Here is a 21,160-nt window from a genome sequence, read left to right as displayed (position 1 = left end):
ACGCTGGACCGGCTCGTTGTGACGGCCTGGTCCTTCTGTCCGGCAGCGACATTCGTGTTCGGTTCGGCGGTGGTGGAGTTGCCCGCGCCGGCGCGGGCCGGCTCGCGATCGAGCGGCCTTGTGGCTGAGGGGGCCTCGCGCGATGGGGTGCTGTGACCGGTGGTGTCGTTCGGAGTGGGGCGATTGCTGGCAGTGGTCTCGGTGGGAGCCGTTCGGGTGCCGGCATCGGTGGTGGGCGAACTCAGCCTGTCGGTGCCACCGGTCGGTCGGGCCGAATCCGCCCCGGCTCGAGTGCCTGTCGCGGCACCGGAATCGGCTGCCGGGGAACGGGGTTCCGCCCGGGTGCTTTCCGGGGGCGGCGCACTGCCGTCCACCACAGCGGTCCGGGCCGATTCCGGCCGGGCGTCGAGTCCGTGCTCGAGGGTGGATTCGGTGCCGGACCGGCCGGTGGCCGGGGTGCCCACCTCGGCCGGTTCGGTGATCGGTCTCGTGGTGTCTGCACGGACTTCGGTCCGTGGTGTGGTTCCTTCCGGTTCGTTCGCCCCGGCGCTGCGGCCCGGCGCCTCGGTGTGACCGACTCCGTGCATCGCCCCCATTCCGACACCGGCCGCGAGCAATTGGGGATCGAAGTGGGTATCGACCTTGTCCCAGTCGAATCCGCCGTGCGCAAGCTGATCGCCGACCTGCCAGGCTATTCCGGCGCCGTACATGCCGACTCCGGCGGCCGTCCCGCCGGACGCGGCGCTGATCATGCGGTTCAGCCGGGGCGATACCGCATCGCCGAGCAGTCGTCCGGTGCCCAGGCCGACAGGCGCGGCCACCATGGCGCCGGCGCCGAATTCGAAGCCGGTCCGCAGGGTCTGGCCGACATCGAAACCGTCGCGATTGCCTTCCGCCAGTTGGAGTCCCTGAATTCCGGCATCCAGCAGGACGCCCTGGCCGAATCCTTTGATACCGGCGATGCCGATCTGTTTGGCGATCGTCTTCAGCAGCGTGCGTATGCCGACGCCGGCTGCTTCCCGAGCCAGCGCGCCGGCGCCCTGTTCGGCGGCGACCTCCACCGCCTCGCGGCCCGCGGCGAGCGCGATGGGGACTCCCGCTTCGCCCCAGGGGAAGTCCAGCAACAACATGATGACGGCGTAGGCGGTCAATGCCGCGAAGGCCGCCTCCTGGATCTTGGTGTACTCGATCTGGGTACCGCCGTTACGGGTGTATCGACCGAGGTCGCGCAGGCCCTGGGCAAGTTTCTGCATCGACGCGTCGCCACCGTCGTACAGCTTGGCGAACTCCTGCGCGATCGCGGTGGCGCCGGCGCCGGTGTAGCACTCCTGAGTTTCGTCGGTGGTCGACCGCATCTGCGGCTCGAGCTTCTCCAGTTCGGCGGCTCCCTGATTCCAGGCGTCACCGAGGGCGAACATGGCGTCCTCGTCGCCCTTCGGATAGGCCGCGCCGAAGTTGAGGGCCTCCAGGATCCACGGCGGGATCCATTCCCACATCCTGGTGATGGACACACAAACCCCCCGGTTACCGATCGGCTGTCCGGTCCCGGACCTCGGGCAGTCGTGCGGCGGTCGCGAAACCGACTGTGCCACAGCGATCACCCGGATACAACGTGAGGGGTGGATCGTGGTGGGGTATCTGCGGTCCGCGCCTCAGGTATTCGATGTCCTCGATGTTCTCGCCGGACGAATTCTGTGTCCACGTGCGAGAACTCGGCTATCGGCCGCCGAGCGCGATCGACCTCACCGACGAGTTCCAGCGCGAGATGCTGAAGTATTTCTGATCCGCTTCACCACGACTTGTCGGCCACCGGCGATGTCGCCGAGTCCGATCCGTGCTCCCAGCGTTCGACATCGGCGAACGTCGTCGAGCCGTCGCCGGTCTCGGTGCGCGCGTGCGCCTTGGGCGGGGCCGTCGAAACCTCCGGCGGACTCGGCATGAGGTCCAGGACATCCGGAATACCGCCGAGGAATTCCGACAGCCGCGGCATCTGGGACTGATCCGCGCGGAGGCGATCCAGCATTTCGCGCGTGCGGCGCTGCACCTCGGCCGCTGCCGTCTGGGTGGCAGCGGTGACGGCCCGCGCGATCTCGGGATAGGTCAGGTCCGCTACGTCGTCGGAGAAGCGCACCTCCACGACCACCCCCTGCGCGTTGACCGTCACGGTCACCCGCTTGCCCGCCGCAGTCGCCGTCGCTGTGAGCCGGGCCTGCTCCTGCTGGGTGCGGGCGATCGATTCGATTCCGGTGCGCACGGTGTCCATCAGGTCGGCCAGCCGTGCCTTGGCCATCTCGTTCGACATTCGATCTCCCGGGCGATCCACTCGGCCGCGGTGTCCGGCTCACCGGAAACCGTCGGTATTCCCCTGTTCCGTGTCGTCCAGGTGTTGTGCGGCATCCCGCAGCCCCTGAGAGTACGAGCGCAGCATCTCGGCCCTGGACCCGATGACGCTCTGTAGATTCTGGTCCGATTTCACGTAACCGTTGTCGCCACCGGAGAACTGCCGGCCGAAATCGTCGTCTCCCCATCGCCCCCAGTGCGCGCTGGACGCGGCGGTCAAGCGCGACAGGATCGCCTGGATGCTGTCGGCCACACCGTCGAGATCACCGGCCACGCCGCGCAGATGCTGTGTTTCGATCCGAACCCGATCGGTCATGACAGCCCCACCTCCTCGCCATCACCGTGTCGGTCGGTCCGATCACCGGTGTGGGCACTGAAATCCATCGTGTCACAGCGCCTCCGACCGGACAATGCGCGGAGACAGCGTGGTACGAGCCGAATTGCGGCGCCGGTGGCGGAGAGTTGCCGCGGTGCGGCAAGATACGGAATCAGGTCGGATTCGGTCGGCGAGTGGGGGAGGACAGCCGCATGAACATCCCCGCGCCGTCCGCCTCCGGTGCGGGTTCTCCCCCGGCGGCCGGTACACCGGATCTCGGCTTCACCCTCGGTGTACCAACGGCGGCCGAGGTGGTGGAAGCCGTGGCAACACGGCCGGTCACCGACGACCGGGCGCAGGCGGACAACCTCGCCCGTGCCATCGCCGGTGAACTCGGCGCCGGCGGCCCACCCGGATGGCGGCAGGTCGATGCGATCTTCGCACTGACGGTTTCGGGCGGAGTCTCGTTCGTGTTCTACACCGATGCGCGTGACCGGGTGGCGCGCTTCGAACCGTCGCCTCGAATCATCGAGTTGGCACGGGCCCACCGTGAGGTGTCGGCGCGGGCCGTAGCAGGGCCGTGGTGGCGAATGGAGCTGCGGTACACCGCATCCGGTGAGCTCGACATCGACCACGACTACGGAGAGGAGCCGTTCCCGGAGAATCAGTTGCTCGCGCCGAGCCTGTACATCGAAGACCTCGAAACCTTTCCACGCAACCGAGTGCCGGTCTGGCTCGGCGCCTACATCGGCCACGGTGGCCGGCAACACCGCCCTCCGGCTCGGGCCGCCGCGCGGGCGCGTGCCGATCGAGACGCGGGAATCGTCGCCGGACATGCGGACACCGCCATCCCACCCCTGTCGGTGATGTGGGCACGCTGGGCGGCGATCGCGGCGGCCTTCGCTGCCGTGGAATCACCGCTGGGCCCGCGAATACTGCCGTCGCAGGGATACTTCGAAGGAGCGCGACACAGCGGGTCGACCCTGTATCGCCTGCCCGGTGACCGCGCGGTACTGTCCGGCGGAGTATGGAATGCGCCGGTACTCGACGCGGTGTACAACACCGGCGCCGACATGCCGGACTTCTACGCGGGCGCTCCCGCATGGATCGCCGACCCGGTCCTGAATGCGCGTGCATCCTCCGGGCTGCTGTCGTTCTGCTACTGGTGGGGTGGCGACGGCTGGTATTGCGCCCGGTCACCGTCGATCGCGCAGATCAGCGAGGCTGTTCCAGGTATGTGGACGGCAGAGACCACCGCGGATGTCGTTCGCAGCGTTGCCGGTACTCACGGGACAACGGAATCATCCAGCGCCGCCGCCACATTCGTATTGCTGGTGGAGTCCGGCCGGGTCTCGGTGAAGGCGATCACCGACGTGTTCGACGTCCGGACTGCCGGTATCGACAGTGCCGTGTACCAACTCTCACTTGCGGGCGTGGCCGTCGAGTGATCTCGTATCTCGAACGCACATGAAGTTCTGGAGGCAGCCCGCTGGTCCGACCTGCGAGGATCGCCTCGCCGAGCCGTTGCGGCTATGCTCCGCTTGTTTCGCAGGTATCAGCGAGGGGGAGATGGCCGAGTTGAGGCCCGGTGATATTTTCGCCGGATACACGATCGTTCGCACGCTCGGAGAAGGCGGCATGGGCACGGTGTACCTGGCCCGGCATCCGAGGCTTCCGCAGCAGGTGGCATTGAAGCTGCTGACGCGCGAGATGGCCGTGAGTGATGAACTGCGGCACCGATTTCTGCGCGAGGCCGATGTGGTCGCGCGGCTCGATCATTGGCTGGTATCGGCGGCCGCGCCGGGAAGCTGTCTGCTGCTGACGAGACTCGGCGGGAACACTGCGGATCACTGAGAGACAATTGTCGAAAGGGGCTGTTGTGCAGGGGGATATGGCTGCGGGCTGGCTCGCGGTGGACTTCGGGACAGCGTGTACGGTCGCAATGATCGGCGAGGGGTTCGGCCGCGTCGATTCACTGCCTTCGGCCGGTCGTGGTCTGTCGATGCCTTCGGCCGTCGTGGTCGAGTCGCCTGCGGTCGTGCGCGCCGGCGTCGTGGTCGACAGCAATTCGGTGGTCGGTGATCTCATCTCTCGCCCCAAACAGTGGATCGCGGCAGGAACGACCGAGTTTCAGCTCCGAGCCGGTGTGGTCTCGGCAGCCGAGATCGTGGCCGCCGTCCTCCGGGAGGTGTCGTGGCGGTTTCGATCGATCGCCGATCCGCCGACCGGAATCGTCATCACCCATCCCTGCGGTTGGACAGCGCCGCAAGTCGGACTGTTGGCTGAAGCGGCTCGCCTGGCGGGATTTCCCGCCGATCGGGTTCGGACGGTACCGGAGCCTGTTGCCGCGGTACACGGAATCGGCCCGGTTCCGACCGGTGCCCGTGTCGCAGTCGTCGACATCGGCGCGACGGCAGTGAATGTGACGGTGCTGGTCGCAGCGTCGAACGGGCAATTCCATGTTGTCGTCACCCGCAGCGGTACCGGGTTGGGCGGCGACGCAGTCGACAGCGCGATCCGGCGATGGGTCGACACCCGGCTCGCTCAGGAATACCCGAACATCTTCGTTGCGATATCCGGCAATGATCCCGGACTCGCCAATGCTGTCGCCTCCGCCAAGGAGCACCTGACCGTCGCCGACAGTGCCGATATCGAAGTGTGGTCGGCTGCGGGCCGGGCGGCGCTGACATTGGGACGAGCAGAGTTCGAACGGCTGATCGGCCCGGAGATCGCCAAGTGCGTACATTTCGTCCGGACCGTATTGACGCAGGCGAATCTCACTGCGCAGGAACTGCATTCGGTGCTGCTGATCGGCGGTGCCGCGCAGGTTCCGTTGCTGCGCGAACGCCTCGCCGAGGCGCTCCCGCTGGTGGAGTTGCCGGAGCCGAACACGGCGATCGTCCGGGGTGCGGTGTCGGCGAGGACCCAGGTTGCGCCGATCGCGACGGCCGGCGTGGCCCCGGCTACGGATCGCCCGGTCTTCGCGGGTGCGCCGACCGGCACGGCTCCCCGTCCCGCCGGTGTCCGGAAGTCCGGACGGTGGATCGCCGGTGCGATCGTGGCAGTGGTCCTGGTGAGCGCGGCCGCGGTCGCCGTGGCGCTGAGTCTCACGCCCAAAGGGCCTGCCGCTTCCCGATATCCGGCGATCGATGTGGGAATGTCTACCCTGGACAAGGATATCGCGCTGGATCCGTCGTCCGGCTTGGCCTATGTCTCCAACGACCGCGACAATACGCTGTCGGTGATCGACACGGCCACGGACAAAGTGGTGGCGACGATTCCGGTGGGCGAGGCTCCGGGCCCCGTGGTCGTCGATCCCGAACTGCATCGGGTGTATGCGGTGGGACGCGGGACCAACATCGCCGAATCGAACGTCACCGCGAAATTGTCGGTGGTCGACACCATCTCGAAACGATTGATCACTGCCGTCCCGATCGGGAAATCGGCGCACGGAATCGCACTGGATCCGTCGAGTCACAATATCTATATCGGTGTCGATACCGGGACCGGTGATCCGCCCGGCGCCTATTCATCGGGTTCGGTCCTGATTCTCGATCATTCCTCGTTCGACGTGCTCGCGACGGTACCCGGCGGCGACAATACGCCGTGGGCTATAGCGATCGACCCGGTCACTCGCACAGCCTATTTCGCGGGGGTAGCCCGAAACCAGCCCGGCAATCCGGTCGGTATCATGCTGCTGAACCTCGATACCAATCAGTTGACCGGGTTCATCGCGCTGCCGAAAGCGAGCGATTCCATCCGCGATATCGCGGTGGATCCGGGCAGCCGGACGGCTTTCGTGGTGGACGAATCGGGCAGTATTCTGACGGTCGACACGAAATCGGCCGTCATCACGGGAACCGTGCCGGTCGATCCGCTGTTCAGTACGGTGCGAACGGATCCGGTCGGTCATATCGCGTACGCTGCGGGCGGTACCTTCGATACCGGCCGAATGGTCGCCATCGACACCCGCACCGGAGCCGTCGTTCGCACCGTCGAGCTGGGCCGTACGTCTGCCAGCGGTGGGGCGGCGCTGAACGCCGGATCGGGCAAGATCTACGTTCCGTGCGGATCGATGCAGGTACGGGTTATACCGCGGTGACCCGGTTCGGACGAGAGTGGGCTTCCGCTCGTGCGAACCGGGTTGGATCAGCGCCGTTCGTCCTTGATCGCGCGGATGGTCGCGGCGATGCGGGTGTTCACGAGTGCCGTCAGTTGCGCGGCGTCGGCCGAGATCACGCGCGGCGGAGTGTCGTCGGTCGTCACGTATCGGCCGTCCCCGTCGAGATCGCGCCAGCCCAATCGGTACTGCACTTGGCCGCGCGGGCCGAAAATGGATCGGCCCTGGTTTATCGTGATCCGCCCGGCGCGCCGGGCCGTCGACTCCCGGAATCTTCTCGCACTGACGGCGATCGATTCGTATTCGGGCTCCCGGACCGATGAACGGCCGTAATCGTAATCCATTCCCGATCCGCCGACGTCGACCAGGCTGAAATCACCGTGGGTTCCGGCGCCGGTATCCGGAAGTGCCCGGACCGCCTCGTCCGCGAGCCGCAGCGGATCGCATTCGAATGCGGTGTAACCGCGACTGTGCCAGAACGAGGAACCGGGCAATTGCGTGATTACATATCCTTTATCCTGCCTGCGGCTCGCGACCATCCGTAGATGACCTTCGGGCTCGAGTGGTTCCTGCTCGTCCCAGCCGGTCACCACGAGATACAGATCAGGGTCCGCGATCGCCTCGAACATCGCCAGCGCGGCCGGATGCAGCGTGGCCGACAGTCGATTCCGGGTGCTGCGGATGTCGTATTCCAATTGATCGGTGGACGTGGGATCGGCCACGAATGTGAACGGCCCCGGCAGCGAGTCATCGGCGGCCCCGCTCCACAGTGCGTAGAACTCCAGTTCCGTGAATCGCCATATCGGGGTCATTTCTCGACCACGGGCCGTACCGCGGCCCGCGCCTCGCCGAGACCTTCTTCGAGGTGCTCCTGGGATTTGAGGTAGTCGGGCCGCTTGTGTTCCTTGTTCTGACCCTGACCGGAACCGTGGGCACCCGGGCTGCCCATGCCACCACCCATTCCGCCTGCGGTCGCACCGGTCGCCGCGAGACCGGCCCGCGACGTGGACGCCGCCGGTTCCGCCGTGGTAGCCGCCGCCGCGCGGGGAAACAATCGTGACGCTGCGGAATCGCGGGCCAGCGACGACGGCGGCCCGCCCGGGGCCGCGCCGCCGCCGATTCCGCCGCCTTTGACGCCACCCGGCCCGCCCGGGCCGGCTCCGGAAACCTTGTCGAGTCCGCCGAGCGGCAGGTCCGGTGAGCCCGGCAGCGCTGCCGCGGCGACCTGTTGGGCGGATTGCGCCGCCTGCTGAAGTCCTTGCTGCGCGGCCTGCGCGAGTTGCTGCGCGGTCTGCTGTGCCGCCTGAGCACCCTGTTGAGCCATTTGGGAGCCCTGCTGCGCGGCGCTCTGCAGCATCTGCTCGACCTGCTGGGCCTGTTGCAGTGCCGTGTTGTTCTGATCGCCGGTGTTCTGGGGCTGTTGGTTGTCCGGGGCCGGTGTACCCGGGTCCGGAACCTGCTTGTCGTCCGGCAATTCTGTCGTCGGGCTCGGTTTGCCGTCGAGGCCCAGGGCCGCCGGGCTGTCGTTGCCGGTCGGCACGTACGGCGGCGCGGGCGGGGCGGGTGGCGCGGGCGGGGCTGCCGGGATATCCGGTGGCGCGACATCGGGTGCCGGAATGACGGGAAGGTGGCCGGCGCACTCGGTATAGCTGGCGACATACAGCTTGTCCCATACCTTCTGGTATATCTGCTGCGTTTGCCAGATGATGTCCGGGCTCTGCGTTTCCTTGACCAGTGTCGCCGAATCCACACCGGGCAACTCTGGATTCAATTTCCCCAGCCAGTTGCCCGAAAAGCTCAGTATCGTGGCCATGTTGCCGATACTGTCGGCGAGCGGTTGTGTCGTGGCGATATATCTGTTGACGAGTCCCGATGCTTCTTTTCCCGCCACGGAGTCCGGGCCCCAGACCGTCTGGTTGCGGTCAGTGCCCGCCACGGAGTCCGGGCCCCAGACCGTCTGGTTGCGGTCAGTGCCCCCGCTGATGCTGCCGAATTGTGACTGGAATTCGGAGAAAGCGGTGCGGAGTAGATCGGATACGCCCGACCAGACGCGCGCGACATCCTTGAAGCCGTCGACCGCTCGTCGGGCCTCGATATCGACGTGGTGATTGTGGAATTGGTCATAGTTCAAACTGCCGCCGGCGATCGGTGGTCCGACGGGATTCGTGTCGCCCTTGTCGGCTGCTATCTGGTCGACCTTCGTGGCGAGACCCGTTCCGGAGAGCACATTGTCGAAATCGGTATTGTCGGTGCTCACCATCACGGCGCCGCTGAGGTTGCCGGTGACCCTGACTGCCGCACCCGCATCACCCCAGGAGAGCAGACCGTCACTCTTCGCCTTGTTCGAAGCTCCCCAGTTCGGGTCGTCGATGTCGCCTGGCTTGTAATCGTGATGTGTGCGGCCGTTCTCGATGTTCTTGAAGAGATTCGTGACGTTCTCTTCGGTTTCCTCGAAACTTTCTATGGCTTTCTGAAATGCCACCGCCATGGTCGTGACCAGATCCGAGTGCTGCTTCATCACGGTATCGATCAGATAATCGGCCTTCTGTTTCATCTTGTCGGTCAGCTCCGACCCCGTGGCCAGGGCGCTGTAGGCCGGAATCCTGTGCAGATCGTCGCGCTTCGCCTGAACCTGCTTGAACGCATAATCGAGATCGGCGAACAGGGGAAGCAGTTTCCGCGCCTCGGCGGGATCAAATTTGATGTGCAACTTGAAATCATTGGCATCGTCTTGAAGGCTCATTTCTCTCCTTCGCTCGGCTGCGGTCCAGTGGCACTGTGTGTCGTCATCGTTTCAACACCCACATCTTCCCCTCCGTGCTGATTGCGTAGACGACGTGCCCATCGGGATCCGCCGCCGTGTCCAGGCATCTTTGCGATCCGCCGGTATCGGACTTCATATCCAGTGACTCCACGACCTTGCGTGATCGTGTATCGATCACGGTCGCAGCGTCCGCGGCGAAGTGCACGACGTAGGCCGTATGGCTCGCCGGGTCGAGTGTGATCTCCTCGGCGAGATCGGCCGGATCGGCGATGGTCGCCAGGGTTTTCTGGGATGCCGGATCGAATACCTTTATGTCACGCCCGGTCTTGCGGTTACTGCCGGGGGTGGTGGCGGGAACGGTGAAGTAGGCGAGGTGCTCGGCCGGATCCACCGCCAGTGCTCGGGCATCGTCGCCGATCGGTGAGCTGCTCCGCATGGTCCGCGCCAGTCGGTCGACGGTGACCAATCGGCTGTCCTTCGCCTCGGTTACCAGCGCGTACAGAGTATTCGGCCCGTCGAGGACGATATCGGAGACGGTCCCGTCGAACTGGATCATCGTCTCCACCGATTTGGTCACCGGATCCATCGTCACGATCGATCGGTTGCCCAGCCCGGCGTAGAGGATGTGGGAGGTCGGGTCGGCGGCGATCGCGGTGATGGTGGTGCCCGGGGTCTCCGGCATGGCTTCGACCGCATTCGTCGCGCCGTCGACCTTCACCAATTGCATGCGCCAACCGTCGACCAGGATTTGCAGATACGCGGTGTGGGAGCTGCCGTCGATTGCCATCAGCATCGTCGATCCGCCGAGTTGAACGACCGCGGAGACGGCTTTGGACGTGCGGTCGAGTTTCCACAATGAGCCGTCGTGGTTGGCGATGAAGATCGTGGCGGAGTCCGCCGCTACCTTGCTCGCGGTCTGGGCGACGGGCACCTTGGCCTCGACCGTAACGGCCGGTAGGCGTGCATCTTTCGTGGCCGATGAGCGTCCGACGCCGCTCACGACCACGCCGATCACGACCATCGCCACCACCACCGCCCCGATGACGAGCGCAATGACCCAGAGGTGCCGGCGCGCTACCCGGCGGCCCCGATCCACGGCCGGGGAACGGCCTTCGGATCCGGCCCGGTTCCGTTGCGCTTCCCAGAGATTCGGATTGTTCGGAGCGGGACGAGTCTTCGGCTTCCGGGGTTCGGCCTTCGGCGCGGCCCCGTGTTCGACGGACGCCGGCCGGTGAGGGGCCGGGGGCACGGTCGGCGACAGCGTCGGAACAGCGGCGACGGCCCCTTGCGCCAGAGTCGCACCCGGATCGTCGAGTACGGTGATCTGCCCGAGCTCCGCCAGCCGGCCGCGAACGGCCGGTACGGCCGCCGATCCGCCGGTGAGGACGATGTGCACACCGCCCGGATCGGCAGCCCGGAGGATCTGCTGGATTCTCGTGGATTCCGGCGCGATCAGCCGCTCGAATTCGATACGGGTCAGCACCAGCACCACATCGGTGCCGGGCACGGTGATCTCGGCGCTCTCGTGCTGGGACAGTCGCTCCTTCGCCACCCGGATTCTCGTCATCAGGGCCCAATCGGTGCCGGGGGTGGCGGCCGGCACGGCCGGCTGCTGCGGATGCCGTTGGGACAGTTCCACTTCGACCCAGCGTCGAACGGCGTTGTCGAATTCGTCGCCCGCCGGGCCGTTGAGACCACGGACCGGCTCGGCCACCCGGACCGCTCCCGCCGGATCGATCACGATCCCCGCGATATCCAGCGTGGCCGCGCCGATATCGGCGACGATCAGGCGCGCACCGGCCGCCGCCGGGTACGTGCTGCGGAGGAAGTGCGCTGTCGCAATCGGTTCGGAGACCGTCCGGACGCGGTCGGCGGTGTATCCGATCAGGGCGGCGGCCTCGACGAGGACCGCGACGGCCTGCGCGGGCCAATGCTGTGGATGAGTCAGCACCATTCCCCGCGGGGGTGCGCTGTCCGGACGGCCTCGAGCACAACCGACGATGTGCTGAAGGATTGCCGCGAAGGCATGCTGGACGGGCACGGACCCGTCGCCTGCTCCGAGGGCCCGGTACCCCGCGGCGAGCCACGCCACCGGCTGCGCGACATACTGTCCCGTGCCCGCCGCGGCGACGTCGAGGGCCGCGTCGCCCACATCGATCGATGTGGGCGACCGCAGGCACACCCCGGACGACATGGTCGTGCCGCCGCGTGACAACGGCAACGGCACCGGCAGCCCGGTGTGGTCCGTCAGTGCGGCCGTTGTGTTCATGGTGCCGATGTGCACGGTCAGCACTCCGGCTGCACCAGCGGTCACCGCTCGGACTCCTCTCTCGCCGCCCATGATTGCCGGGCGGCGATCGGGCCCGGACGCGGCGAGCGCCGGATATTCGTGTGAAACCCCCCGGGGCGCAGACCTGTTGGCATGGCTGTGGGTTGATTCTGCTCGTACACCGCTTATCTCGCAACCGGCCGCACGCGGGGTCGTCGCCGCGAGTTCGGACGCGCCGTCCGCTTGTTTTCCGGACCGGAAAACCGGATACGGTCCCGGCGCCCGAATCCCGCTGGCGCACCTACGCCGTGGGTGCTATACCTGTTTTGCTGCACAGGAGGGGAGCATCAGTATGGGTGATCTGGATCCGCCGGGTGAGGACGATGCCGGCGAGGACTCGGAGCGTTGGCCCACATTCACCGCGGCGTCGGTAACCGGGTCCATCGTGGTGCGAACCACGGAACAAGGACTGCCACTGGGGATTCGGATCGAACCTTCCGAACTGTATGGCAAGGATCCGATGCAGTTGGCCGGTGAGGTGCTGCGACTGTGTCAGCGGTCGGCCAATCGGGCCGGGCTCGAGCGGCGAAAGCAGTTGGAAGCGGCCGGGATCAGTGCCGCGAGTCTCGCGCACAGCGGGTTGCCGACGGAAGCCGGGCTGGCTCGGCAGGAGATCGTCGAGGAGCAGGACTACGACACCGAGCCGCAGAGCTGGCTACGGTCGATCTGAGTGTCGGAGGGGTGGGCAATGATCGAATCGATGGACGACCTGGAGGCCATGGTTCGTCGGCAGTTGTACCGGATGCAGGGGTTCACCGAGGATGTCGCGCGCGTGCGAGCGCGTGAGGTCTCCGAGGACGGTGCCATCGCGGTCGAGGTCGACGGTAATGGGGCTTTACGGAATCTCGAGTTCTCCGGGGATATTTCGCGTATGTCGCCGGCGGAGTTCGAGCGGGTCCTCGTGGATACCGCGAATGCGGCTGCGCAGCAGGCTTTTGTTCGCCTCTCCGAGCTGATCACCGAGTTGAACGATGAGCAATCGCAGCAGGTGGGCGGGTAATCCCGCCGGAGTCGGCCGAATGTGAACACATTCTGGCGCAATCACTTTCATTTCTGTAACGTCAATCCGGTCGGTATAGTCGGGAGGGAAATCCAATGGGCGATCTTGTGAAAGCAGATCCGGCGGCCATTGCGGCGTTCGGTACTCAGCACGCCGGGATGGCGGGGCAGGTGGCGGGATCCGCCGCCGCCGATGTCGTGGGGTCGCTGGCGTCCGCGGTGCCGGTGTTCGGACTCATCGGGCAGGACTTCCTGGCCGCATTCGCGCAGGCGCAGTTCAGCTTCCTGCAGTCCAGTGCCGAGATCGCCGCTGTGCACGCCGGTATCGCCACCGGTGCGCTCGAAGGCGCGGCCACGTACACCGGTACCGAACTCGGCAACGCGAACTCGTTCGTATCGAGTATCGTCGGCCTGTTGTGACCACTCCGGCCGTGGGCTCCGTGGGCGGTCACCTCGATCCGACCGTGCTGGATGTGTTGCGCGGCAGTCCCATCGGTCCCATGCTGGATCGTCCGGTCTCGGACATGTTGCGGGACGCGGGACTTCCACAGCTACCGGCCTTGCCGCAGTTGCCGCCCCTGCCCGCGATGCCCACGCTGCCGAACATAGACCCGTCGGCGCTGATCCAGCCCGCGTTGCAGTTGCTACAGGCGTTCGGCACCGGGAAGCTCGGCGGTGGTGGGGGATTCGATCCGACCCAGTTGCTGTCGTCGGTCGCGAACGCATTGATGTCGACTGCGTCGCAGGGGGCGTCGGCGAATGCGGCGGTCGCACCGAACTGGAACAGTGACGCCTCCGACAAGGCGCAGCACAAAAGCGATCAGGCGCAGCAGGACAGCGCCAAGGTCGCGCAGCAGGGCCAGCAGCAGAAGACGATTCTGTTGCAAGCGCAGCAGGTCGTCGCCGAGGGCGCGGCCGAACTCATGGGCGTCATACAGAAATTCATCGCCGAGGTGGTCGCCGGCGGCATTTTCCTGTTCACACCGGTGGGAATCCCGATGTTGATGGGAATGGCCACCGACGCGATCTCGGAGGCCGGGGTGATCGCCGCCAAGACACGGGGCGAATTGACCGTGCAGACCGGGCAGATGGTCACAGCCGGGATCAAGATCCCGATCGACGGGGTGCCCGACCTCGGAGAGATCTCCGGACTGGCGTCGGAGGCGCTGAATCTGGTGCAGCCCTACCTGAGCACCGGGGCACAGGTCGCCACCCAGGCCGCGCAGGTCGGCGAGCAAGCGGTGAGCCAGGCGGTGTCCGCTGGGCAGCAGCTCGTCGGCCAGGGCGCGCAGGCGCTGTCGAGCGTGGCGGGTTCGGTACTGGGCCCGGCCGGGCAGGCGCTGAGCGCGGCCACGGCGGCCAAGCCGGTGTCCGCCGACGACGAGACGGCGCACCTCGGTGCGGCCGACTCCGGCGAGACGACCGGATCGCTCGGGGCCGGTGGCGGCATCGGCGGTATGCCGATCGGTGCGGGAGGTGCGGGGGCGGGCAGTCCCTGGCAGGGCGGCGCGCCGCGCGCCGGGCTGCCGGGACTGGGACAGTCGCAAGCGCCGCGCACCGGTGGCCAGACCGAGGAAACCGAAACGGAGACAACGACAACGACGGCCGCCGCCCCCGGGATGATGCCCGGGGCGGGGCTGGCCGGGGCCGCCCGCGGGGCCGAGGGCGGATCCGACGACGAACACCGCCCGAATCTCGTCACCAGCGCGCACGGCGACGAGGTCGTGGGCACCATCGAGGGGGTCTCGCTGCCGGTGGTCGGCGCGGCCGAGCCGATGCCGGAACCACCGCCCGATAAAGAGCTCACGCTCTGAAATTCCGGTAGGAACAGGAGATTGTCATGGTCACGAGCGATTTCGACGGCGTGCAGTTCGATCCCGTGGCCGCCCAGCAGGCGGCCGCCCAGTTGGACGGGCTGGCCGGTCGGCTGGCCGGTGATCTACAGGACGAGCGCCCGCGGCTGACGGCCGCCTCGGCCGGCTCCGACGAGGTTTCGGTGCGGGCGGCGCAGACACTCGACTCCGTCGCCGAGTCGTTCCAGCGCAGTGCCGACGCGGGCGTGCTCGAGGTGCGCAAGCTGGCCGCGACGCTGCGGGTCCAGTCCGGCCGGTTCGGGCAGGCGGAATCCGACAACGCGGCCGACTTCGGCGGCGTCGCGACGGCCTGATCGAGGCATCGATGGTGGTGGAGCCGATGAAACCGGGATTCACCGGGACGGTCTGGGAATCCAGGCCACCCGAGCAGCTGGCGCGCGACCTCGTCACCGGCGCCGGCGCGGCGCCGACGGCGGAGGCGGGGCTGGCGTGGGCCCGGCTCTCCGCCACTTTTGCCGCATCGGCTGTCGAATACGAGCGCATCCTCGCCGCGGTCGATGCCGCCTGGCGGTCGCGGGCGAGTCGTGACGTGCTGGATCGGATTCGCGCACTGCGGGATTGGCTGACCGAGGCCGCCGCCTCGGCTGCGGCCAATGCCGCGCACGCCGAGGCGCACGCCGCCGCCTACGAGGTCGCCCGCCTGGCCATGCCGGATGCGGGCGAGGTCGAGGCGATCCACGCGCTGCAGCAGAACCTGGAGCAGGTCGGCACCGCGCTCGGCGCGCCGATGCTGGGCACTCTCGCGCAGCTCGACGGCCAAGCCGACGCGGCGAAAGCCGTTGCGGCACGGGTGATGCGCACCTACGAGGCGACCACCGAGCCACTGGCCACGCCGTGGGAGCAGCAGGCACCGCCGGTGGTGGTGCCCGATCCCGAGCCGACCGCGGAGACCGCCACGCCGGCGGCGCCGGAATCCGCCGCGGCGCCGATGTTGCCGGGCGGTCTCGCCGGTCTCGGGTCGATCGATTTCGCACCGACCCTGACCGCCTACCGCTCCCGTAATGTCACCCGGGTCACCACCGAGACCACCGTTGAAAGCACTGCGACCGAACAGGTTTCGGTGCCGATGGGCTCGATGCCGGTCGGCGGGGCGCCGATCGCCGCACGGCCGCAGGGCAAGCAGCAGCACTTCCCACGGGCTGCTCTGCCCGGCGAGGCTGCCGCCGCGGCCGCGCAACTGGAGCTGGAGACGGGGATGCAGGCGGCGCCCGCGGTGCTGGGCGGCCTCGATCCCGCCGCGTCGCGGGTGCCGACGGGGAGCACCGGAATCGTCGCGGCACAGAGTGATTCGAATGCATCGGCGGCCGAGCCCACGGACCGGGCCGGAGTCCGGCGCGCGACAGCGGGAGGAGAGGCGCCGACATGACCACATTGACCAACGACGGCCTGCTCGCACTGGCCACCCACCTCGGGGTGCAGACGCTGCCACTGGTGCTGTCGGCCTCCCCCACGCAGGACACGTTCGAGGCCTGGACCGCCGCGCAGGCGCGGGCGCTGGCGGATCTGTCGGCGCAGCGTCTCATCGACCGCCACGGCGACGTCGAGCCCGGCGTTGCCACGGCGCTGTTCGTGCTGGCGCAGCCGGAGCGGGAGCTCGTGGCCCGGATCGTCGCCGACGACAACCGGATTCGCGTCTGCCTGGCTCGGCGCGGTTCCGAGCATGCGCTCGCGGTGCGCCGCGGGGACAGCTACGACATCCGGCCGATCTGGACGGACGGATCCAGCGAATCGCTGGCCCGGCCCGTCCTCGACGTGCTGGGCCCGGCCGCCGCCGCGGATGTGGCGAACCTCAGCGCGCCGGCGACCGAACTGAGCGATCGGCTGGACGCCGCCGACGGCTCCTCCGACTACACCGATGCCGTCTACGGCCTCGGCGCCGACGAACGGGATGCCACCGCCTACGGGCTGGCGCTGGACTCCTGCCACCGTTTCACGGAACTGGTGGCCTACGCACACGCCGACGGAGTGATCGACCGATCGCCGGGTGCCGTCGTCGTGTACGACACGGCGCGCGGGCGGATCGTCGCGGCTCCCGGTGTCGCCGCCGATCAGCAGATCTGGGCGACGCTGGCACCGGGTACCGATCACCGGATCGGACAGGCGATTCGGGGGCTGATCGAGTCGTTGCCCGGGGGGAGGTGGCTGACGGATCAGATCTGACGTACCACGATCGTCGCAACATGCCGATTCGGCAATGACTCGCTGAAACAATTCGAACCCGAAAGGTGAGGACACCATGACTGACGGTGTGAAGTTCGTAGCAGATGCTACGAAGTCCGCCCAGGACAATCTGTCGGAAGCAGTCGACAACATGCGGGCTACCCTGCGCAGGATCGACGACACGGTCAACAATGTCTCCGGCTGGTCAGGCGACGCGCAGGGCGCGTTCGTCGGCGTCGGCAACACGTGGGGTGACCAGTCGCGCAAACTGCACGCCGCTCTCGATGCCATTTCCCAGCACGTGGAATCCGGCTCCAACACCTACTCGGCGCAGGAGCAGGACAACATCGACATTTTCAAGCACATCAACATCTGATCGTCGGATCGGATATTCACGGATTTCCGGGAGGGAACCACCATGGGAAGTATGGAATACCACGCCGCGTCGCTGCACGCGCTGGCCGAGACGCTGAACGGCCATCTGACCGAGCTGCAACAGCACGGCGAGCAGGTGGGTTCGGCCGCCAAGACTCTGGGTGTGGCCTGGGAGGGCAACGACGGTCACGAGCAGTTCGCCGCCGTGCACAGCCAGTGGGACCAGCACCACAACGACGGAATGAATGTGCTGGGGCAGATCACCGGCGCGGTCACCGAGGCGCTGTCTCGGATCACAGCGGCCGATTCCAATGTCGGCCAGGCCTTCCTCGCCTGATCGAAACCTGCACATTGCATCCGCGCACCCCTTCGGAGTCGTCATCCCGAAGGGGTGCGCGACTGTGCCCGGCCCTTGACACAGTGACGGAGGTCCCATGCCGGCCCAACTGAGCACCCGCGCCCAGGTCAACGGATATCGTTTCCTGTTGCGGCGCTTGGACCATGCGATGGTGCGCCGGGACATCCGGATGCTGCACGATCCGATGCGGTCGCAGTTGCGGTCGTTGATCGTCGGTGCCGTACTGGCCCTGTTGCTGGTGGCCGGGTGCTCGATTCTGGCGTTCATCCATCCCCAGGGCACGATCGGGGACAAGGCGAAGATCGTGATGGGCAAGGACAGTGGCGCCTTGTACATCGTGGATCGGGACCAGAACGACGCGACGAAGATGACGTTGCATCCGGTGCTGAATCTGGCCTCGGCGCGGCTGATCACCGGCAGCAACGAGACCCCGAAATCGGTGAAGGACGCCAAGCTCAACACCGTGCCGCGTGGTCCGTTGCTCGGTATCCCGGGGGCGCCCGCGGCGCTGCTGGGTTCGGGTCAGGGTGATCATTCGAATTGGACGTTGTGTGATTCGGTGCGGACGGCCGGCGCCGCGGCGCCCGCCGGTGGCGTGAAGACCACCGCCATCGTGGGGAAGCTCGCGCTCGGTTCGCGGGTGCAGGCCGCGGATCCGGATGCGGCGCTGCTGGTGCGCAGCGGGGACAAGACCTATCTGATCTACGACGGTAAACGCGCGCAGGTGGATACGCAGAGTTCGGTGGTCGCGCGGACCCTGAACCTGGGGGCGCAGCCGGCCCGGCCGATCTCGCTCGGGCTGCTCGGTGTCGCGGCCGAGGTGCCGATGCTGACGCCGCCGGTCGTTCCGCATGCCGACGAACCCGGGCCGGGGCGGCTGAACAATATGCGGGTCGGGACGGTCATCCGGGTCGCCGGCACCGCCGATGCGGGGAAGTCGGATCTCTACGTCGTGCTCGACGATGGGGTGCAGAGCATTTCGGCGTTCACCGCACAGCTCCTTCGTAATGCCGACTCGCACGGGATGAGCGATATCCCGCAGCTGCCACCGGATGTGCTCGACGGGATGCGGATCGCCAGGGGGGATCTGCCCGTCGACGAATTCCCCGCCGCCATGCCGAAGATCGTGCGCATCGAGGACGCGCCGGTCGCGTGTATGGCCTGGTCGAAGGATCCCGGCACCGCGCCGGGCCGCAAGGATGCCGCGGAGGGGCCGGCGGATCGCGCGGGTGTGACCCTGTTGACCGGAACCCGGTTGCCGCTGCCGGATTCGGCGATTCCGATGGATCTGGCGTCCGGCAACGGGGGTGGCAGTCGCGCCGACAGCGTGTACGTGCCGCCGGCCACCGGGGAACTGGTCCAGGTCACCGGCACCGAGGCGGGCAGTGCGCGTCGTGACGGGCTGTTCTATGTGTCCGACAACGGGATTCGGTATGGCCTTCCGGATATCGCCACCGCCGAGGTGCTCGGTCTGGGCCGGACGCCGCGGCTGGCGCCGTGGGCGATCGTGAGCGAGTTGGTGCCGGGGCCGATCCTGGACAAGCAGAGCGCGCTGGTCAGCCGCGACGTGCTGCTGTACGACAAGCACTGAGTTGCCGCGGCGGCACGAATGATGCTGTGCCGCAGTGTGAATGATGTCGCATGGTGACCGCGACGGGTATCGGGGCGAAGTCCGGCAGGACCGGTCGACGGGCCGGCGCCGAAAGGTACCGGCCCGCCGCGCTTGTCGATGCGCGGCCTTCAGCGCCGTCCGGCGGTCGCGAAGTAGCGCTGTTCCGTCGGCGTGGTCACCAACTGCGCGGTGGCGGTGGCCGACGGGGTGATCACCGTGATCATGTTGGTGGGGCTGCGGTGTTGCAGGATGGTGACGTCGGCGTTCGGCTGCCACTGCGGTCCGACACCCGGGTACAGCGTCAGGATCGTCGCCGAGCCGGGTGGGGCGGCGGCGGTGACGCCGTCGAAGACCACCAGGGTCGCGGCGGGCAGCGGGAACCGCCCGCCGGGAACGGTGTTGTGCCGCAGGCTCTGTGTCACCGAGGAGGCCAGCGACAGCGCGTGCTGGTTGCCGACGCCCGCGATGATCGTCTGCCAGGCGCCGGGGCGGTTGGTGTACACGACCGCGGCCGCGCCCAGCGCGATGGCCCGCAGGATCACCTGCTGCGCGAGCATCAGGCTGCCGACGATGTCGATGCGCCGCGAGCCGGATCCGATGACCGGCACCGCGATTCCGCGGCCGGTCTCGTCGGCGCCGATGAGCTGGCCGCAGCCGGAGGTGGGCACCGCGAAGCCCTCCAGCGCCGCCAGCGGGCCGCGATAGCCGGGCACGCTCGCCGGGCGCACGCCCAGCGGCAGGCTGTCCAGCAGCGCCCACGACTGCCGCCGGGGCAGTTCGCGCAGGCCCTCGATCGGCGGCTGGTCCGGGACGCTCGGCAGGTCGTAGCGCACCCGGGCGTCCACCTCGATTGTGGTGTCCGCCGATTCGCGGCTGGTGGGGTCGACCGGACGCAGCCGCACGGCCACGGTCGTCGCCAGACTGGGCACGGCCCACACCCGGGCCAGGCCGCGGGCATTGATCAGTTCGCTGTCGATGCGGTAGTTGACCAGGTGGACGCCGTTGAACTCCAGCGACTTCGCGGTTTCGGTGTACTCGTCGACCGGGATGCCGCGGGTCAATTCCCGCAGCGCGCTGTTCATCTCGCTGGCGGTGAGCACCGAGGCGGTGATGCCGCGGGCGGCCAGGCGGTTGGCGACGCGGCGGGTGGCGGCGGTCGCGGTGCGCAGCGCGCCCTCCGAACCGCCGCCGCGGTTGCCGACGGCCTTGGCATTGGCAAGGGGGTTGAGCCGCAGCACCACCCAGACCGTGCGGTGCGCGATCGCGGGCAGCGGGCCGAGGATCTCGTCGTACATCCGGGCCAGCGGGACGACGGTGGCCGCGTAGCCGGACAGCACGGCATCGTTGCTGGCCGTGCGGGTTCCGGTGCTGACGACGTCGATCGAGTCCAGTGCGATGTCGAATTGCAGCAGGCAGCCCGCGATCTCGGTCAGCGGCAGTACCTGATCGGTGCTCAGCGAGCCGCGACGCAGCATGGTCAGCGTGTCCGGCGGCGGATCGATGCGCAGCATGGTGGTCAGTGAGGTGCCGTCCCACTGCAATCCGTAGCTGCCGCCCTCGGGCAGCGGGGCGTCGACGAGGGTCGGCTCCGCGGCGTCGCGGTGGCGCATCTGCCGCCAGCGGAACGCCGTCCAGCGGCCCAGGCGCTGCCCGATCAGCACGCCGACGAGCGCGGGTACCCCCGCGGCCGCCACGATGGCCCACCAGACGACGTGCAGGGCGACGGTCACCAGGGAGGCGGCGATCGCCACCAGGGCGACCGGAATGATCAGGCGCAGTGGCAGATACCGGAACAGCCAGGGGTCGTCGGAGCGCAGGGCCGCCGCGGGTGCCGCGGGTGCGGCGACGTGCCGGGGCGGCGACGTGGTCGTGGATGTGGTCACGAGGTGATGTCCTGCCGGAGGCGGGCCGGG

At 67.7% G+C, this 21,160-nt stretch carries 20 protein-coding genes; 14 read left to right on the top strand and 6 right to left on the bottom strand.

The genetic code is table 11. The annotated features are described in order from the left end of the window. Positions 1 to 569: 569 nt before the first annotated feature. Positions 570 to 1,616: a hypothetical protein gene (locus tag LBW94_RS11800; RefSeq protein ID WP_225061015.1), complete on the top strand. Its 1,047-nt coding sequence runs from the start codon at positions 570 to 572 to the stop codon at positions 1,614 to 1,616. A gap of 173 nt (positions 1,617 to 1,789) precedes the next feature. Here the strand turns inward: LBW94_RS11800 and LBW94_RS11795 are convergent, their stop codons facing one another. Together LBW94_RS11795 and LBW94_RS11790 are read right to left on the bottom strand one after the other, a co-directional pair. Then, complete coding sequence (locus tag LBW94_RS11795) at positions 1,790 to 2,302, bottom strand: YbaB/EbfC family nucleoid-associated protein (RefSeq protein WP_225061014.1); 513 nt, start codon at positions 2,300 to 2,302, stop codon at positions 1,790 to 1,792. 39 nt (positions 2,303 to 2,341) lie between these two features. Then, entirely contained in the window at positions 2,342 to 2,656 is a 315-nt protein-coding gene (locus LBW94_RS11790) for a WXG100 family type VII secretion target (RefSeq protein ID WP_225061013.1), read from the bottom strand. 212 nt (positions 2,657 to 2,868) lie between these two features. Between LBW94_RS11790 and LBW94_RS11785 the strand changes: the two genes are divergently transcribed. The 3 genes from LBW94_RS11785 to LBW94_RS11775 all read left to right on the top strand — a co-directional run bounded on the left by LBW94_RS11785 (position 2,869) and on the right by LBW94_RS11775 (position 6,758). Beyond that, the gene (locus LBW94_RS11785; RefSeq protein WP_225061012.1) at positions 2,869 to 4,104 is read left to right on the top strand and encodes a hypothetical protein; all 1,236 of its coding nucleotides are present in this window, start codon (positions 2,869 to 2,871) and stop codon (positions 4,102 to 4,104) included. Positions 4,105 to 4,225: 121 nt separating this feature from the next. After that, positions 4,226 to 4,510, top strand: a complete 285-nt coding sequence (locus LBW94_RS11780; RefSeq protein ID WP_416276871.1) for a hypothetical protein — start codon at positions 4,226 to 4,228, stop codon at positions 4,508 to 4,510. A 37-nt stretch (positions 4,511 to 4,547) separates the two neighbouring features. Next, a complete protein-coding gene (locus LBW94_RS11775) occupies positions 4,548 to 6,758 on the top strand; it encodes an Hsp70 family protein (RefSeq protein ID WP_323137871.1) in 2,211 nt (736 codons plus the stop codon). 47 nt (positions 6,759 to 6,805) lie between these two features. Here the strand turns inward: LBW94_RS11775 and LBW94_RS11770 are convergent, their stop codons facing one another. Genes LBW94_RS11770 through LBW94_RS11760 form a run of 3 tightly spaced genes read right to left on the bottom strand, consistent with a single transcriptional unit; the run spans position 6,806 to position 11,854 of the window. Then, complete coding sequence (locus tag LBW94_RS11770) at positions 6,806 to 7,588, bottom strand: ESX secretion-associated protein EspG (protein ID WP_225061010.1); 783 nt, start codon at positions 7,586 to 7,588, stop codon at positions 6,806 to 6,808. Continuing rightward, complete coding sequence (locus LBW94_RS11765; protein WP_266270670.1) at positions 7,585 to 9,519, bottom strand: hypothetical protein; 1,935 nt, start codon at positions 9,517 to 9,519, stop codon at positions 7,585 to 7,587. The genes LBW94_RS11770 and LBW94_RS11765 overlap by 4 nt, the downstream gene beginning before the upstream one ends. A 43-nt stretch (positions 9,520 to 9,562) precedes the next feature. After that, entirely contained in the window at positions 9,563 to 11,854 is a 2,292-nt protein-coding gene (locus LBW94_RS11760; protein WP_225061009.1) for a hypothetical protein, read from the bottom strand. A gap of 307 nt (positions 11,855 to 12,161) precedes the next feature. Here LBW94_RS11760 and LBW94_RS11755 point away from each other — a divergent pair, with 307 nt between their 5' ends. The 10 genes from LBW94_RS11755 (at position 12,162) to eccB (ending at position 19,226) form a co-directional block, all read left to right on the top strand. Next, positions 12,162 to 12,539, top strand: coding sequence for a hypothetical protein (locus LBW94_RS11755; protein ID WP_225061008.1), 378 nt, complete (start codon positions 12,162 to 12,164; stop codon positions 12,537 to 12,539). A gap of 30 nt (positions 12,540 to 12,569) precedes the next feature. Next, entirely contained in the window at positions 12,570 to 12,869 is a 300-nt protein-coding gene (locus LBW94_RS11750; protein WP_225061007.1) for a YbaB/EbfC family nucleoid-associated protein, read from the top strand. Between the two features lie 95 nt (positions 12,870 to 12,964). Further along, entirely contained in the window at positions 12,965 to 13,288 is a 324-nt protein-coding gene (locus LBW94_RS11745) for a type VII secretion target (RefSeq protein WP_225061006.1), read from the top strand. Next, positions 13,285 to 14,682 (top strand): hypothetical protein, encoded by a 1,398-nt coding sequence (locus LBW94_RS11740; RefSeq protein ID WP_225061005.1) that lies wholly within the window; start codon positions 13,285 to 13,287, stop codon positions 14,680 to 14,682. Before LBW94_RS11745 ends, LBW94_RS11740 begins: the two co-directional genes overlap by 4 nt. A 26-nt stretch (positions 14,683 to 14,708) precedes the next feature. Continuing rightward, the gene (locus LBW94_RS11735) at positions 14,709 to 15,035 is read left to right on the top strand and encodes a PE family protein (protein ID WP_225061004.1); all 327 of its coding nucleotides are present in this window, start codon (positions 14,709 to 14,711) and stop codon (positions 15,033 to 15,035) included. A 26-nt stretch (positions 15,036 to 15,061) separates the two neighbouring features. Further along, a complete protein-coding gene (locus tag LBW94_RS11730; RefSeq protein ID WP_225061003.1) occupies positions 15,062 to 16,108 on the top strand; it encodes a PPE domain-containing protein in 1,047 nt (348 codons plus the stop codon). Then, entirely contained in the window at positions 16,105 to 16,902 is a 798-nt protein-coding gene (locus tag LBW94_RS11725; protein WP_225061002.1) for an ESX secretion-associated protein EspG, read from the top strand. The genes LBW94_RS11730 and LBW94_RS11725 overlap by 4 nt, the downstream gene beginning before the upstream one ends. A 76-nt stretch (positions 16,903 to 16,978) precedes the next feature. Beyond that, positions 16,979 to 17,278, top strand: a complete 300-nt coding sequence (locus LBW94_RS11720; RefSeq protein ID WP_225061001.1) for a WXG100 family type VII secretion target — start codon at positions 16,979 to 16,981, stop codon at positions 17,276 to 17,278. A gap of 42 nt (positions 17,279 to 17,320) precedes the next feature. After that, on the top strand, positions 17,321 to 17,614 hold the full coding sequence (locus LBW94_RS11715; protein ID WP_225061000.1) for a WXG100 family type VII secretion target: 294 nt from the start codon (positions 17,321 to 17,323) through the stop codon (positions 17,612 to 17,614). Between the two features lie 97 nt (positions 17,615 to 17,711). Next, positions 17,712 to 19,226 carry a type VII secretion protein EccB gene (gene eccB, locus LBW94_RS11710; protein WP_225060999.1) on the top strand — a complete coding sequence of 505 codons (1,515 nt, stop codon included), beginning with the start codon at positions 17,712 to 17,714 and terminating at the stop codon, positions 19,224 to 19,226. 149 nt (positions 19,227 to 19,375) lie between these two features. Here eccB and eccE read toward each other — a convergent pair whose 3' ends face one another. Continuing rightward, positions 19,376 to 21,130 (bottom strand): type VII secretion protein EccE, encoded by a 1,755-nt coding sequence (eccE, locus tag LBW94_RS11705; protein WP_225060998.1) that lies wholly within the window; start codon positions 21,128 to 21,130, stop codon positions 19,376 to 19,378. Positions 21,131 to 21,160: the final 30 nt, after the last annotated feature.

It is taken from the genome of Nocardia sp. alder85J, from assembly GCF_020176955.2.
GTDB lineage: Bacteria > Actinomycetota > Actinomycetes > Mycobacteriales > Mycobacteriaceae > Nocardia.
The sequence above is the reverse complement of the archived record's forward strand: the minus strand, read 5'-3'. Positions and strand labels throughout refer to the sequence as shown.

Excerpts from the sequence above, each read along its gene's own strand:
- LBW94_RS11795 (WP_225061014.1), bottom strand. The coding sequence starts at position 2,302 with ATGTCGAACGAGATGGCCAAGGCACGGCTGGCCGACCTGATGGACACC.
- LBW94_RS11790 (WP_225061013.1), bottom strand. The coding sequence starts at position 2,656 with ATGACCGATCGGGTTCGGATCGAAACACAGCATCTGCGCGGCGTGGCC.
- LBW94_RS11785 (WP_225061012.1), top strand. The coding sequence starts at position 2,869 with ATGAACATCCCCGCGCCGTCCGCCTCCGGTGCGGGTTCTCCCCCGGCG.
- LBW94_RS11780 (WP_416276871.1), top strand. The coding sequence starts at position 4,226 with ATGGCCGAGTTGAGGCCCGGTGATATTTTCGCCGGATACACGATCGTT.
- LBW94_RS11775 (WP_323137871.1), top strand. The coding sequence starts at position 4,548 with ATGGCTGCGGGCTGGCTCGCGGTGGACTTCGGGACAGCGTGTACGGTC.
- LBW94_RS11770 (WP_225061010.1), bottom strand. The coding sequence starts at position 7,588 with ATGACCCCGATATGGCGATTCACGGAACTGGAGTTCTACGCACTGTGG.
- LBW94_RS11765 (WP_266270670.1), bottom strand. The coding sequence starts at position 9,519 with ATGAGCCTTCAAGACGATGCCAATGATTTCAAGTTGCACATCAAATTT.
- LBW94_RS11755 (WP_225061008.1), top strand. The coding sequence starts at position 12,162 with ATGGGTGATCTGGATCCGCCGGGTGAGGACGATGCCGGCGAGGACTCG.
- LBW94_RS11750 (WP_225061007.1), top strand. The coding sequence starts at position 12,570 with ATGGACGACCTGGAGGCCATGGTTCGTCGGCAGTTGTACCGGATGCAG.
- LBW94_RS11745 (WP_225061006.1), top strand. The coding sequence starts at position 12,965 with ATGGGCGATCTTGTGAAAGCAGATCCGGCGGCCATTGCGGCGTTCGGT.
- LBW94_RS11735 (WP_225061004.1), top strand. The coding sequence starts at position 14,709 with ATGGTCACGAGCGATTTCGACGGCGTGCAGTTCGATCCCGTGGCCGCC.
- LBW94_RS11730 (WP_225061003.1), top strand. The coding sequence starts at position 15,062 with ATGAAACCGGGATTCACCGGGACGGTCTGGGAATCCAGGCCACCCGAG.
- LBW94_RS11725 (WP_225061002.1), top strand. The coding sequence starts at position 16,105 with ATGACCACATTGACCAACGACGGCCTGCTCGCACTGGCCACCCACCTC.
- LBW94_RS11720 (WP_225061001.1), top strand. The coding sequence starts at position 16,979 with ATGACTGACGGTGTGAAGTTCGTAGCAGATGCTACGAAGTCCGCCCAG.
- LBW94_RS11715 (WP_225061000.1), top strand. The coding sequence starts at position 17,321 with ATGGGAAGTATGGAATACCACGCCGCGTCGCTGCACGCGCTGGCCGAG.
- eccB (WP_225060999.1), top strand. The coding sequence starts at position 17,712 with ATGCCGGCCCAACTGAGCACCCGCGCCCAGGTCAACGGATATCGTTTC.